The sequence below is a fragment of the Pseudomonas sp. P1_F1_2 genome (assembly GCF_056405815.1).
Genome location: NZ_JBFUBK010000046.1, coordinates 29731 through 43425 on the forward strand (window position 1 = coordinate 29731; position 13695 = coordinate 43425).

Annotated in this window: 16 protein-coding genes; 8 read left to right on the top strand and 8 right to left on the bottom strand. The window is 59.9% G+C overall.

What is annotated here, in order from left to right; genetic code table 11:
• The first annotated feature begins 47 nt into the window (after positions 1-47).
• Genes zur through AC1D2P_RS15580 form a run of 4 tightly spaced genes read left to right on the top strand, consistent with a single transcriptional unit; the run spans position 48 to position 2850 of the window.
• Positions 48-530, top strand: a complete 483-nt coding sequence (gene zur / locus AC1D2P_RS15565; protein WP_046031059.1) for a zinc uptake transcriptional repressor Zur — start codon at positions 48-50, stop codon at positions 528-530.
• A complete protein-coding gene (znuC, locus tag AC1D2P_RS15570) occupies positions 530-1315 on the top strand; it encodes a zinc ABC transporter ATP-binding protein ZnuC (RefSeq protein WP_477811497.1) in 786 nt (261 codons plus the stop codon). The genes zur and znuC overlap by 1 nt, the downstream gene beginning before the upstream one ends.
• Positions 1308-2096, top strand: coding sequence for a zinc ABC transporter permease subunit ZnuB (gene znuB / locus AC1D2P_RS15575; RefSeq protein ID WP_046031061.1), 789 nt, complete (start codon positions 1308-1310; stop codon positions 2094-2096). The genes znuC and znuB overlap by 8 nt, the downstream gene beginning before the upstream one ends.
• 37 nt (positions 2097-2133) lie before the next feature.
• Positions 2134-2850: a PA5502 family lipoprotein gene (locus AC1D2P_RS15580; RefSeq protein WP_109786895.1), complete on the top strand. Its 717-nt coding sequence runs from the start codon at positions 2134-2136 to the stop codon at positions 2848-2850.
• Between the two features lie 80 nt (positions 2851-2930).
• On the opposite strand, the gene katE is transcribed toward AC1D2P_RS15580, so the two are convergent.
• Entirely contained in the window at positions 2931-5069 is a 2139-nt protein-coding gene (katE, locus tag AC1D2P_RS15585) for a catalase HPII (RefSeq protein ID WP_109786896.1), read from the bottom strand.
• A 262-nt stretch (positions 5070-5331) separates the two neighbouring features.
• Between katE and AC1D2P_RS15590 the strand changes: the two genes are divergently transcribed.
• The 3 genes from AC1D2P_RS15590 (at position 5332) to AC1D2P_RS15600 (ending at position 7861) form a co-directional block, all read left to right on the top strand.
• Positions 5332-6339, top strand: a complete 1008-nt coding sequence (locus AC1D2P_RS15590) for a methionine ABC transporter ATP-binding protein (RefSeq protein WP_109786897.1) — start codon at positions 5332-5334, stop codon at positions 6337-6339.
• A complete protein-coding gene (locus AC1D2P_RS15595; RefSeq protein WP_046031065.1) occupies positions 6339-7013 on the top strand; it encodes a methionine ABC transporter permease in 675 nt (224 codons plus the stop codon). The genes AC1D2P_RS15590 and AC1D2P_RS15595 overlap by 1 nt, the downstream gene beginning before the upstream one ends.
• Before the next feature lie 77 nt (positions 7014-7090).
• A complete protein-coding gene (locus AC1D2P_RS15600) occupies positions 7091-7861 on the top strand; it encodes a MetQ/NlpA family ABC transporter substrate-binding protein (RefSeq protein WP_046031066.1) in 771 nt (256 codons plus the stop codon).
• A 150-nt stretch (positions 7862-8011) separates the two neighbouring features.
• Here AC1D2P_RS15600 and AC1D2P_RS15605 read toward each other — a convergent pair whose 3' ends face one another.
• The 5 genes from AC1D2P_RS15605 to AC1D2P_RS15625 are packed head-to-tail and all read right to left on the bottom strand — an operon-like array spanning position 8012 to position 11920.
• Positions 8012-8647, bottom strand: coding sequence for an SCO family protein (locus tag AC1D2P_RS15605; protein ID WP_046031067.1), 636 nt, complete (start codon positions 8645-8647; stop codon positions 8012-8014).
• A complete protein-coding gene (gene cyoE / locus AC1D2P_RS15610; RefSeq protein WP_046031068.1) occupies positions 8644-9543 on the bottom strand; it encodes a heme o synthase in 900 nt (299 codons plus the stop codon). Before cyoE ends, AC1D2P_RS15605 begins: the two co-directional genes overlap by 4 nt.
• Positions 9531-10610, bottom strand: a complete 1080-nt coding sequence (locus AC1D2P_RS15615) for a COX15/CtaA family protein (protein ID WP_046031069.1) — start codon at positions 10608-10610, stop codon at positions 9531-9533. Before AC1D2P_RS15615 ends, cyoE begins: the two co-directional genes overlap by 13 nt.
• Positions 10611-10620: 10 nt before the next feature.
• Positions 10621-11214: a hypothetical protein gene (locus tag AC1D2P_RS15620; RefSeq protein ID WP_109786898.1), complete on the bottom strand. Its 594-nt coding sequence runs from the start codon at positions 11212-11214 to the stop codon at positions 10621-10623.
• Complete coding sequence (locus AC1D2P_RS15625; protein ID WP_046031121.1) at positions 11180-11920, bottom strand: SURF1 family protein; 741 nt, start codon at positions 11918-11920, stop codon at positions 11180-11182. The genes AC1D2P_RS15620 and AC1D2P_RS15625 overlap by 35 nt, the downstream gene beginning before the upstream one ends.
• 70 nt (positions 11921-11990) lie before the next feature.
• Between AC1D2P_RS15625 and AC1D2P_RS15630 the strand changes: the two genes are divergently transcribed.
• Positions 11991-12194: a twin transmembrane helix small protein gene (locus AC1D2P_RS15630; protein ID WP_046031071.1), complete on the top strand. Its 204-nt coding sequence runs from the start codon at positions 11991-11993 to the stop codon at positions 12192-12194.
• 3 nt (positions 12195-12197) lie between these two features.
• On the opposite strand, the gene AC1D2P_RS15635 is transcribed toward AC1D2P_RS15630, so the two are convergent.
• Together AC1D2P_RS15635 and AC1D2P_RS15640 are read right to left on the bottom strand one after the other, a co-directional pair.
• The gene (locus AC1D2P_RS15635; RefSeq protein WP_109786899.1) at positions 12198-13085 is read right to left on the bottom strand and encodes a cytochrome c oxidase subunit 3; all 888 of its coding nucleotides are present in this window, start codon (positions 13083-13085) and stop codon (positions 12198-12200) included.
• 25 nt (positions 13086-13110) lie between these two features.
• Positions 13111-13662, bottom strand: coding sequence for a cytochrome c oxidase assembly protein (locus tag AC1D2P_RS15640; RefSeq protein ID WP_477811498.1), 552 nt, complete (start codon positions 13660-13662; stop codon positions 13111-13113).
• Between the last annotated feature and the right edge of the window lie 33 nt (positions 13663-13695).

Consider the following 13695-nt stretch of genomic DNA (forward strand, 5'->3'; position numbering starts at 1 on the left):
GAGAACGGGTAACATAATAACGTCTCTCACAAAACTCGTCGCCGCTCATGCCTAAAACACCGATTGCCAGCCGTCCCCACGACCACTCTCATTGCGTGCATAGCGCATTGTCTGAGGCCGATGCCTTGTGCGCTCGTCAGGGATTGCGCCTGACCGCGTTGCGCCGCCGGGTGCTGGAACTGGTGTGGCAAAGCCACAAGCCGCTGGGTGCGTACGACATTCTCGCGGTGCTCAGTGAGCAGGACGGCCGTCGTGCCGCGCCGCCGACCGTGTATCGCGCGCTGGATTTTCTCCTGGACAACGGCCTCGTACACCGCATTTCCTCGCTGAACGCCTTCGTCGGCTGCAATCATCCGGGGCACGCTCACCAAGGGCAGTTCCTGATTTGCCGCGAATGCCACGCCGCCATTGAACTCGAACAGCAGTCCATCAGTGACGCCATCATTGGTAGCGCCAAGGATGTGGGATTTATTGTCGAAGGCCAGACCGTAGAAGTGGTCGGCCTCTGCTCGGGCTGCCAGGGGGCTTGATGAGCAATGCGCTGATCCGTCTTAAGCAAGTTGCCGTCACGTTTGCCGGGCAACCTGTGCTGGATAACATCGAGTTGAGTGTCGAGCCAGGGCAGATCGTCACCCTGATCGGCCCTAACGGTGCCGGCAAGACTACGTTGGTGCGCGCGGTGCTCGGCCTGTTGAAACCGGACAGTGGCAGCGTCTGGCGCAAGCCGAAACTGCGCGTTGGCTACATGCCGCAAAAACTTCATGTCGACCCGACGCTGCCGCTTTCAGTGCTGCGCTTCTTGCGCCTTGTACCGGGCGTGGATCGTGTCATGGCCTTGGCGGCACTGCAGGAAGTCGGCGCCGAGCAGGTCATCGACAGTCCGGTGCAAAGCGTTTCCGGCGGTGAAATGCAGYGCGTGCTGCTGGCCCGAGCCCTGTTGCGCGAGCCGGAATTGCTGGTGCTCGACGAACCGGTGCAAGGTGTCGACGTCGCTGGCCAGGCCGAACTCTATAGCCTGATCACGCGACTGCGCGACCGTCATGGCTGCGGTGTGTTGATGGTTTCCCACGATTTGCACCTGGTAATGAGCACCACCGACCAAGTGGTTTGCCTCAATCGCCACGTCTGCTGCTCCGGCCATCCTGAACAAGTCAGTGGTGATCCGGCGTTCGTCGAGCTGTTCGGCAAGAACGCACAAAGCCTGGCGATTTATCACCACCACCACGACCACGCCCATGATCTGCATGGTTCGGTGGTCACCGCCGCTTCGGCAGCCCAACCCCACGTTCATGGAGATAGCTGCAAGCATGGCTGATTTTCTGCTCTACGCCCTGCTTGCAGGTTTGGCCTTGGCACTGGTGGCGGGCCCGCTGGGTTCGTTCGTGGTCTGGCGGCGCATGGCCTATTTCGGCGACACCTTGTCCCATGCCGCTCTGCTGGGCGTAGCGCTGGGCTTTCTGCTGGATGTCAGCCCGGCCGTTGCGGTCACCGTCGGCTGTCTGCTACTGGCGGTGTTGCTGGTGACGTTGCAACAACGCCAGCCGCTGGCGTCTGACACGCTTTTGGGAATACTCGCACCGAGCACCCTCTCTTTGGGCCTGGTGGTACTAAGCTTCATGCACGAAGTGCGGATCGACCTGATGGCGTATCTGTTCGGCGACTTGCTGGCGATCAGCCCGACCGATCTGGCCTGGATCCTTGGCGGCAGCGCAGCCGTGTTGGCCCTGTTGGTGACGTTGTGGCGGCCGTTGCTGGCAATCACGGTGCATGAAGAACTGGCCAAGGTCGAAGGTTTGCCAGTGGCCTCGCTACGATTGGCCCTGATGCTGCTGATCGCCGTGGTGATCGCGGTGGCGATGAAAATCGTCGGYGTTTTGCTGATTACGTCGCTGTTGATCATCCCGGCGGCTGCGGCACAACGTCACGCCCGGTCGCCGGAGCAGATGGCACTGGGCGCGAGCCTGCTGGGCATGCTCGCGGTCTGTGGCGGGCTGGCGCTGTCGTGGTTCAAGGACACACCGGCAGGCCCATCGATTGTTGTGACGGCTGCCGCACTGTTTCTGCTGAGTTTTGTCCTGCCCCGTCGAGGGGTGTAGACTTGCTCGTTTTTTGCGCAAATAGAGAGTCGCAGGAATGAAGTCGTTCGCCTCCCGTTATCTGCTCCTTGTCGCATTTTCTTTGCTGCTGGGTGCCTGCCAAAGCACGCCACCGGCGGCCCAAGGGGCCACTGATGCGCGGGCTACGGCCATCGCGCAGCTGGAACAAAACATCGCCAGTGATGAATTGGCCACCGCCGAAGACCAGCTGGCGACGTTGCAAGCCGAATCGCCCAACGATCCGTCCCTTGAGCCCTACCAGCGACAACTGGCCGAGGCTTATCTTCGTCGCAGCCAGATCGTGCTGCAAAAAGGCGACGTGAATGCCGCCGCCACCGCTCTGAGCCGTGCCCGTGCCCTGATGCCCAAGGCGCCAGCGCTGACCGGTGGAGTCAACGGCGCAATCACTCAGGCCCGCAAGGCTGAGCTGGATAAAGCCGAAGCGGCTCTCAAGGCTGCCGAATCCCAGCCAAAGGCCAAAGTCATCGATCCGACGGCTGAAAGCACCACGGTTGCGTTGAATATCTCCGATATGAGCCAGTTACGTCGCCAACTGGATGCTATTGCCGCCGATGTGGTGCATTTTCAATGCGATGTGAGCATTCAGGCGCCGCGCACCGATGATTACCCCTGGCTGGCCACACTGCTGACCAAACGAGTGAAGAAACTGGATTCGGACTTCGATTTGAAGCTGGAAAAACAGATCCTGCGTAACATTCCGGCGCAAATGGTCTTGAGCCCTCGTAAACCTTAGAGGTTTCGCGAGCAGGCTCGCTCCCTCAGGATGATCATCGCTGATCTATGTGGGAGCGAGCCTCCCTGTAACACAAGTCTTCAGGCCGGAATTCCCTTGGCCTTAGGCTCTCGATCCCACACCCGATGCTGCCCGATTGCCGCAAAAAACGGCTTGATCAGCTTAGCGTCCGTCCCGACGACCAACCCCGCATCAACCTTCAGCTTCAAGACATCCAGCAACTGTTTGGCCTCGCCTTGCAGAGCGATCGCCTTCAGGTGCTTGTACGCCTCCAGCAGGTAATGCAGCGCCACGCCATCGCTGCTCAATGCCTTGATCGACGCCGCGCCACCGGGCACGAACACTGCGTCGAACGCCACTGAAGGCAAGCCTTCCATCGAAGCATCCACCGGCAACGTTTTGCCATCGGCGGTGCTCACCGGGGCTGAGCTTGGGCCGAGCAATTTGGCGTGCGCCCCTTCCGCTTTCAATGCCCTCTTCATCGCTTCAATGGCTGCACCATCGACACCATTCGCTGCGAGTATCGCCACTTTCCGGGTTTTTATATGCCCCGGCAGGAGGTTGGCCTGGCTCAATGCCGGCGAGCGCTCCAGGGTGATTTTCGGCACGTCGACGGTCCCGGTCTTCGGCGCTGGCAGCCCTAGATTGGCGGCTACTCGCCTGGCCAGTTCCAGATCGATATTGGCCAGGATTTCATTCACCTCCCGCGCCCGGATGACCTCCCGCTCCACCTTGCCGAGTTCAAAGCTGTAAGCCGCAATGATGTGTTCTTGTTCGTGCTTGCTCATGCTGTGAAAGAACAGGCGCGCCTGGGAGAAGTGGTCGCTGAACGACTCGCTGCGCTGACGGATCTTGTTGGCGTCGATGCGCTCCGGATAGCTCTCGAAACCGCCATCCTGCGCGGCGGGCGGTGTTTCTTTCGGCCAGCCACCGTCGATCGAGTTCGGTTCGTAAGCTGCGCGGCCCTTGTCGATGGTGGTGCGGTGCATCGCATCGCGCTGACCGTTATGGAACGGCGCCACCGGCCGGTTGATCGGGATCTCATGAAAGTTCGGCCCGCCGAGTCGGCTGATTTGCGTGTCGGTGTAGGAAAACAGTCGACCTTGCAGCAGCGGATCGTTGGAGAAATCGATCCCCGGCACGATATGGCCCGGGCAGAACGCGACCTGTTCGGTCTCGGCGAAGAAGTTGTCCGGGTTGCGGTTGAGTACCATCTTGCCCAACGGCGTAATCGGCACCAGTTCCTCTGGAATCAGCTTGGTCGGATCAAGAATGTCGAAGTCAAAACTGTGCTCGTTTTCCTCTTCGATGATCTGCACACCCAATTCCCACTCTGGGTAATCGCCCCTCTCGATGGCTTCCCAGAGGTCGCGACGATGGTAATCGGTGTCTTTGCCGGCAAGCTTTTGCGCCTCATCCCACACCAGCGAGCAGGTGCCGGCGGTGGGGCGCCAGTGAAATTTGACGAAGCGCGATTTGCCTTCGGCGTTGATCATCCGGAACGTGTGAACACCGAAGCCTTGCATGCTGCGCAGGCTTTTCGGGATCGCCCGGTCGGACATGGCCCAGATCACCATGTGCGCCGACTCCGGCACCAGGGAGACGAAGTCCCAGAACGTGTCATGTGCCGAGCCGCCCGTAGGCATTTCGTTGTGTGGCTCGGGTTTTACCGCATGCACGAAGTCAGGAAACTTGATCGCGTCCTGTATGAAAAACACCGGCATGTTGTTGCCCACCAGGTCGAAGTTGCCTTCTTCGGTGAAGAACTTCACGGCGAAACCTCGAACATCCCGCACGGTATCGCCTGACCCGCGTGGCCCCTGTACCGTGGAAAAACGCGTGAATACTGGCGTCTTCTTACCCGGATCCTGCAGGAAACCAGCCTTGGTCAACACAGAATGGTTTTCGTATGCCTGGAAGTAACCATGAGCGCCGGTTCCGCGAGCATGGACGATGCGTTCGGGAATGCGTTCATGGTCAAAGTGCGTGATTTTCTCACGCATGATGAAGTCTTCCAGCAGCGAAGGCCCGCGGGCGCCGGCTTTCAGGGTGTTCTGGTTGTCCGATACCTTCACGCCCTGATTGGTGCGCAGGGCCTGGTCGGTGGCGTCGGAGCGAAATTTTTCCAGGCTGTCGAGCTTGGCATTGGTGTTGCCCCGGTCCGGGGCATCGGTACCGGCCATTGCGCTTTTGTTAGCTGCAGGCTTCTTGATGCTCATCAGGCTAAACTCCTCGTTCGATTCCCGCCGAAGCCAGGACTCTGTGCATTCCCCAGGCACGGCACCGGGGGCGTTTTCGAGTTGCCTTATTAGTGACTGATGAGGTTTTTAGCCGTTCCTTTTTTATGACCTTTGATCGCGTTATTGCCAAATCGAAGGATGAATGCGGAATAAATGCTAATAACCTCTATACGGACAGGCTAAAATGCGCGCCCGRCTAACCGCTGATCCTTTTTCTAACGCGCCCCACAAGGTTCGCTACGTGATCGAGTTTCAAAACGTCCACAAAACCTACCGCGTCGCCGGTAAGGATATTCCCGCCCTGCATCCGACCAGTCTGACGATTGAGAACGGTCAGGTTTTCGGCCTGATCGGTCATTCCGGTGCGGGAAAAAGTACCCTGCTGCGTCTGATCAATCGCCTGGAGAACTCCAGTGGCGGCAAGATCATCGTCGACGGCGAAGAAGTCACCGCGCTGGATGCCAACAGCCTGCGACGCTTCCGTCAGCAAGTCGGGATGATTTTCCAGCACTTCAACCTGCTGGCGTCCAAGACAGTGGCCGACAATGTCGCGTTGCCGTTGACCCTGGCCGGCGAACTGTCGCGCAGTGAGATCGACCTGCGGGTGGCCGAATTGCTGGCGCGGGTGGGTTTGTCCGACCACGCCAAAAAGTACCCGGCTCAGTTGTCCGGTGGCCAGAAGCAGCGCGTCGGCATTGCCCGTGCCCTGGCGACCAAGCCGAAAATCCTGCTGTGCGATGAAGCCACCAGCGCCCTGGACCCACAGACCACGGCGTCGGTCCTGCATTTGCTGGCCGAGATCAACCGCGAGCTGAAGCTGACCATCGTGTTGATCACTCACGAAATGGACGTGATTCGCCGAGTCTGCGACCAGGTCGCGGTGATGGACGCCGGTGTGATCGTCGAGCAAGGTTCGGTGGCCGAGGTGTTCCTGCATCCGAAGCACCCGACCACCAAGCGTTTTGTGCAAGAAGACGAGCAGATCGACGAAAGCGAACAGCGCGACGACTTCGCTCATGTGCCGGGCCGCATCGTACGCCTGACCTTCCAGGGCGAAGCGACCTACGCGCCACTGCTGGGCACCGTCGCCCGCGAAACGGGTGTGGACTACAGCATCCTGGCCGGTCGTATCGACCGCATCAAAGACATCCCCTACGGGCAACTGACCCTGGCCGTCACCGGTGGCGACATGGAGGCGGCGTTTGCCCGCTTCACCGCGGCTGACGTTCACATGGAGGTGCTGCGCTGATGGAAGTCCTGACAAGTTTCTTCGTTAATATCGATTGGTACGAAATCTGGCTGGCCACCGGCGACACGTTGATGATGCTCGGCGGTTCCTTACTGTTCACTGTATTGCTCGGCTTGCCGCTGGGCGTGCTGCTGTTCTTGTGCAGCCCGCGCCAGTTGCTGGAAGCCAAAGGCGTCTACGCGATACTGTCGCTGATGGTGAACGTGCTGCGTTCGCTGCCCTTCATCATTCTGCTGATCGTGATGATCCCGTTCACCGTGTTGATCACCGGCACATCGCTGGGCGTCGCGGGTGCGATCCCACCGCTGGTGGTGGGCGCCACGCCGTTCTTTGCGCGACTGGTGGAAACCGCATTGCGTGAAGTGGATCGCGGCATCATCGAAGCCACCCAGGCCATGGGCGCGACGACGCGTCAGATCATCACCAATGCCTTGCTGCCAGAAGCCCGTCCCGGCATCTTCGCCGCGATTACGGTGACAGCGATTACGCTGGTGTCCTATACGGCAATGGCCGGTGTAGTCGGCGCTGGTGGCCTGGGCGACCTGGCGATCCGTTTTGGTTATCAGCGTTTCCAGCCCGACGTGATGGTTGTGACGGTGTTGCTGCTGCTGGTGCTGGTTCAGGTGCTGCAAACCTTTGGCGACAAGTTGGTTGTCCATTTTTCCAGAAAATAAAGAATTCTCGTCAATAACAAATGAGCCGGCCATTCGCTGGCAGGCGCCAGACGGGCGCCTTATATGGAGTTAGCTGAATGAAAAAACTACTCGTCGCGTTCGCTGCTGTTGCGGCCTTCTCCGCCCACGCAGACACCCTGACTGTCGCTGCCACCCCGGTCCCGCACGCAGAAATCCTCGAATTCGTGAAGCCGGCCCTGGCCAAAGAAGGCGTGGACCTGAAGGTCAAAGTCTTCACCGACTACATTCAGCCGAACGTGCAGGTAGCGGAAAAACGTCTGGACGCCAACTTCTTCCAGCACCAGCCGTACCTCGATGAGTTCAACAAGGCCAAGGGCACCAACCTGGTTTCCGTGGTCGGTGTGCACCTGGAGCCGCTGGGCGCGTACTCCAGCAAGTACAAAACCCTCGCCGAGGTGCCGGGTGGTGCCAACGTGGTGATCCCGAATGACGCCACCAATGGCGGCCGTGCGCTGTTGCTGTTGGAGAAGGCTGGCCTGATCAAGTTGAAGGACTCGAACAACATCCTGTCGACCGTGAAGGACATCACCGAGAACTCCAAGGACCTGAAATTCCGTGAACTGGAAGCCGCGACCATCCCACGCGTGCTGACCCAGGTCGACCTGGCGCTGATCAACACCAACTACGCGCTGGAAGCCAAGCTCGATCCAGCCAAGGACGCGCTGGTCATCGAAGGCAGCGACTCGCCATACGTGAACATCCTCGTGGCCCGTCCGGACGACAAGGACAGCGACGCGATGAAGAAACTGGTTGCCGCGCTGCACAGCCCGGAAGTCAAAGCCTTCATCCTCGAGAAGTACAAAGGCGCGGTAGTGCCGGCGTTCTGATTGTCTGAACGCAACGAAAAAGGGGACGCCATGTGCGTCCCCTTTTTTTGTGCCAAAACACCGCTCCCTGTAGGAGCACGGCTTGCCGGCGATGGCATCCTTGAGACCGCCATCGCCGGCAAGCCGTGCTCCTACAGAAAAGCGTGGTGATTATTTGCGGTTAAGCATCACCGGCAACTGCGCCACCAGCTTCGCATTGTTCAGCGGCGCCCGAATAAACCCTCGCTGTGTGCCATCCGGGCCGATTACCGCCAGGTTGCCACTGTGATCAACCGTGTAGTTCGGTTTGCTGGTGTCGGCCGGAATAAACGGAATGCTCACGGCGTTGGCCAGCTTCTGAATGTCATCCACCGAGGAAGCGGTCAGGCCTTTGAACTGTGGATCGAAGTAGCCCAGGTACTGCTTGAGCTGAGGCGGGGTATCGCGGTTCGGGTCGACGCTGACCAGGATGATCTGCAGTTTGGCCACCGCCTCGGGTGGCAGCTCGCTTTTGATCTGACGCAACTGGGCGAGGGTGGTCGGGCAGATATCCGGGCAGAAGGTGTAGCCGAAGAACAGCAGGCTCCATTTGTCTTTCAGCTGATTGACCGTCACTGGATTGCCGTCCTGATCGGTCATTTTCACGTCAGGCAAGTTGCGACTTTGCGGCAGCAGGATGATCCCCGCATCGATCAGTGCCGTCGGGTCGCCCTGGCCTTTACCAGACAGCACTTTGTTGATGGTCAGGCCCAGAACCAGTGCGATCAGGGCGACGAGAATGAAGACGGTTTTCTGGGTTCGAGTCATAGGTTCAACAGTAAGTAGTGGTCTACGAGCAGCGCGATAAACAGCAGGAACAAGTAGTAAATAGAATACTTGAACGTGTTGATCGCCGCGTGCGGCCGGGTGCCACGGTACAGCACCACGGCCCATTGCAGAAACCTTGCGCCCAGCACCACGGCGCAAACCAGGTAGAGCAGGCCGCTCATGTGGATCACGTAGGGCATCAGGCTGACGGCCAGCAACGCAAAGGTATAAAGCAGGATGTGCACCTTGGTGTAGTGCTCGCCATGGGTGACCGGCAGCATTGGAATGTCGGCCTTGGCGTATTCCTCTTTGCGGTGAATCGCCAGCGCCCAGAAGTGCGGCGGGGTCCAGGCGAAAATGATCAGCACCAGCAGCAGCGGTTCGGCGCTGACGTGTCCGGTGGCAGCGGTCCAGCCAAGCAACGGCGGGGCTGCCCCGGCCAGGCCGCCGATGACGATGTTCTGCGGGGTCGCACGTTTCAGGAAACCGGTGTAGACCACTGCATACCCGAGCAGCGATGCGAGGGTCAGCCAGGCGGTCAGCGGATTGGTGAACGCCAGCAACAAGGCCTGACCCAGCACGGCCAGCACCAGGGCAAACGTCAGCGCAGAGGCCGGTGACACCCGGCCTTGCGCCAACGGACGTTTGTGCGTGCGGGCCATGATCGTATCGATGCGCCGGTCCACCACATGGTTGACGGCCGCGGCGCCACCGGCACACAAGGCGATCCCCAGATTGCCGAACACCAGCACCGTCCATGGCACCCCGGCACGGGTCGCGAGGAACATGCCGACCAGCGAGGTGATGAGCATCAGCACCACCACTTTCGGCTTGGTCAGCTCCAGGTAGTCACGCCAGATCGCCTGACTGTGACGTTCGCCGATCAATGTCGCCATGGCATCTCTCCTTTTATTGTTATGGGCCCGGCTGAGTGTTTACGCGGGCTGAAGTGCCAACGCGCGAGGGATTGCTGCTTGACCCGAACCAGACTGGTCCGTGCGTGATAATTGACCAGCACCATCGTCAGCAGGAGTGCCGCGCCGCCCGCGTTGTGGGCGACGGCCACCGGTAGCGGCAGATGGAACAGCACGTTGCTGATTCCAAGGGTGATTTGTGCAGTGAGTGCGATCAGCACCATCCCTGCAAGACGCGTCATGCCGACGGCTTTCAGTTGCCAGGCGAGCCCGAGCAGCACCAGCGTGACCAGCAACGCGCCAATTCGGTGGGTCAGATGAATCGCGGTACGGGCATCGCTGTCCAGTTGTCCACCAAGGTAATTGGGGCCGATGTGTTGAGTCAGATGAAAGCCGTTGGCGAAATCGGCCGGTGGCATCCATTGTCCATGACAGGTCGGGAAATCGATGCAGGCCACGGCGGCATAGTTGGAACTGACCCAGCCACCGAGGGCAATTTGCAGGATCACCAGCAGCAACCCTGCCGTCGCCCAATACTGCAAACGCCGTGGCACGGTCAGCGCCGGCAATACGCCCGACAGGCGCAACGTCAGTAAAAACAACAAACTCAGCGTCGCAAACCCGCCGAGCAAATGCCCGGTGACCACTTGCGGCCAGAGCTTGAGCGTCACCGTCCACATGCCGAACGCGGCTTGGGCGAACACCACCGCCAGCAAGAACAATGGCAACTTCACCGGTTGCCCCGGATGACGACGGTGCACCCAGGCCCGGCCCGCCAGGATCGAAATCAACAGCCCCAACGTACCGGCGAAGTAGCGGTGGACCATCTCGTTCCAGCCTTTATGGGCTTCGACCGGAGCATCGGGAAAGTGCAATTCGGCATGCGCCAGTTGGGCTTCGCTTTTCGGCACGCTGATAAAACCGTAGCAACCGGGCCAGTCCGGGCAGCCGAGGCCGGCGTGGGTCAGGCGGGTGTAGGCGCCGAGCAACACCACAATCAGTGCCAGCAAGGTGGCAAACAGCGCGAGGCGAAATCCAGGTTTGGCCATGACGATGCCCTTATCCGATGTTCGACAGTTTCAGCAGATGACGCAGGTCGTTAAGCAGATCCTTGCCCTTCACCGTCGGGTCATAAAGCAGCACCAGGTTGCCGTGCGGGTCGATGATCCACAGTTGCGGTGCAGTTTTATCCCCTGTCGTCTTGCTGAAAGTGGTCAGGTCCATGGGGTAGCGTTGTAGTTGAGGATACTCGCGGGTCAGCTTGGCGTCGTACTCGCTGCTCAGCGGTTGCGCGGCAGCCAAGGCGTGGCTGGCGCGGGAGGCATCGCGGCCAAGGCCGATCTGGATTTGTCGCGCCAGGTACACCAGTTGCTGGCAGTCGACCGAGCAATCCTTGGGCGCCGTTACCAGCAACTGCCAGCGATCCTCTTGTGCCTGCACACCCAGATCGGCGCGTGTCTGGCCGTTACCGATCAGCTCGCCGTGATAGCTGCGACCCTCCGGCACCCAGAACTGCAGTTTGTACATGCCGGTGGCGAGGATCATCGGACCGATCACCCCGAGCAAAATCAGCAGCAGCTGAAAGCGGCCCTTGCGTCGACTCGCCGGTGTTTTCGCCTCAGACATGTTGGGTGGATTCATGGCCGCTCCCATGGTGTTTCTCCTTTGCGTTGTGCCAGCCGAGATAGAGATAAAGGCCGAACAGGGCGAGCGACATGGCGAACCACTGCACGGCATAAGCGAGGTGTTTTTCCGGCCCCATGGCCACTACTGGCCAATCGGCCTGGTAGGACGCGGGGCCGGTTTCTTCACGTAATTCGTAGGCGAACCCTGCACGGTTCAGCGCCGTCCACAGCTTGGCCGGCTCAACGGCGGTCACCAGTTGTGGCCAGGTCGTGGTGCTCGGATCGGCATGCAACTGGAAGGTCGCGCCGGGGGACACGTAGACCGAGGCGTCAAGACTCAAGGCCTCTTCAGGTGTAGTGAACTGCGGCGGTATGCGCCGGTCCGGCCAGGGCAGCCAGCCGCGATTGACCAGCAACCAGAGCCCGGACGCCTGGTCCTGAAACGGTTGCAATAGCTCAACGCCGACCTTGCCGTTACGCTGGCGGTTGTCCAGCAGCAGGCTGTGCGCGGCATCGAATTGGCCGTGCAAGTGAACCCGGCGGAAGGCCGGGTCTTCGGTGTGTTGCAACTCGGTGCTGGCCATCGGTTCGGCGGCGCGGCGCTCGGCATAGCTTTGCAGCAACGCGCTTTTCTCCGCGCCTCGGCCCAGTTGCCAGAACCCGAGCGACACCAGCAGCGGCAGCAATGCTGCCACCACCAGGGTCGGCACGATGCCCGGCCGGAAGCGCTTCATGGCGAGGCCAAAAAGTCGCTGGTCGCGATAGCTATACTCAAGTGCATCGCCTTTCCCCCGGAGTCTCACCATGCTCAAAGCAGCCATCGTCCTGATGCTGATTGCCACGGTTGTCAGCCTGTTCAGCGGCCTGTTTTTTCTGGTCAAGGACGACAGCAGCTCAAACCGCCTCGTCATTGCCTTGAGTGTTCGTGTGGCCTTGGCCGCTGTCACCGTCGGCTTGATCGCCTGGGGCTTCTTCAGTGGCCAGTTGGTGTCGCACGCGCCTTGGTAAGCCTCATAGCACGTAGACGAAAACGAACAGGCCGATCCACACCACGTCCACGAAGTGCCAATACCAACTCGCCGCTTCAAAGCCGAACTGGTGATCGGCATCAAAGTGCCCGCGCATGACCCGCATCAGCATCACAAACAGAATGATCGTGCCGATGGTCACGTGGGCGCCGTGGAAACCGGTGAGCATGAAGAACGTCGCACCGTAGATGCCGGAGCCGAGGGTCAGACCCAGCTCGTGGTAGGCGTGCATGTATTCTTCAGCCTGAAAGGTGAGGAACGCACAGCCCAGCAACACGGTGATCGCCAGCCAGAGTTTCAGTGCGCCGCGATGACCCTTTTTCAGCGCGTGGTGGGCGATGGTCACGGTCACGCTGGAACTCACCAGCAGCACGGTGTTGAGCAGCGGCAAGCCCCAGGGGCTGATGACTTCCTTGGGCGGTGGAAACAGTTTCGAGTCAGGGTTGTTGAGCAGCGGCCAGGTCCACTCGAAAGTCGGCCACAGCATGTGCGCGATGCCCTTGGCACCTTCACCGCCGAGGGCCGGGCCGGAGACGTGACGTACATAAAACAGCGCGCCGAAGAAAGCGATGAAAAACATCACCTCGGAGAAGATGAACCAGCTCATGCCCCAGCGAAACGAGCGGTCCATCTGAGCGCTATATAAGCCGCTACGACTTTCCTTGATCACCGTCCCGAACCAGCCGAACAGCATGTAGGCCAGCAATAGGCCGCCGACGAAAAAGATCAGCGGGCCGTGGGATTCCGGCCGCGCGGCCTTCAGATCGTTGAACCAGGTACCCAGGCCAAACACCGTGGTGACCATGCCGAACGTGGCGATGATCGGCCATTTGCTCTGGGCCGGTACGTAATAGTGTTCATGAGTTGCCATTTATTGTTCTCCTTATCGGGCACGCTCAGCCGCCAGTGTTTACAGCTACCGGTGGATGTCGGGCGGTGATATCGAACAGCGTGTAGGACAGCGTCAGGTGCTTCACATCCTTGGGCATGTCACGGTCAACGATGAAACGTACCGGCATCTCGATCCGTTGACCGGGCTGCAGCACTTGCTGGGTAAAGCAAAAACATTCGGTCTTGTGGAAGTACGCCGCGGCTGTGCTGGGCGCGATGCTCGGCACGGCCTGGGCGCTCATCGGCCGATCGGTGGGGTTGTGCGCGATGAAAATCATCTCGTTCACAGCGCCCGGATTGGCGGTCAACTCCTCAGCCTTGGGATAGAAATCCCATGGCATGTCGGCAGTGTTGGTCGACAGGAACTGCACGCGAACCTGCCGCGAGGTGTCCACGGTTTGCTCGCCTTCGTATTGCCCGGCGRTCTTGCCGTTAATGCCGAAGGCCTTGCACATCACGTCGTAGATCGGCACCAGGGCAAACCCGAAGACAAACATGGCCACCACCACCAGCAGCAGGCGGGTGACCAGTTTTTTCATCGAAATCGAATCAGCCATGGTTTCCAACCTCCACGCCAAACCCTGTAGGAG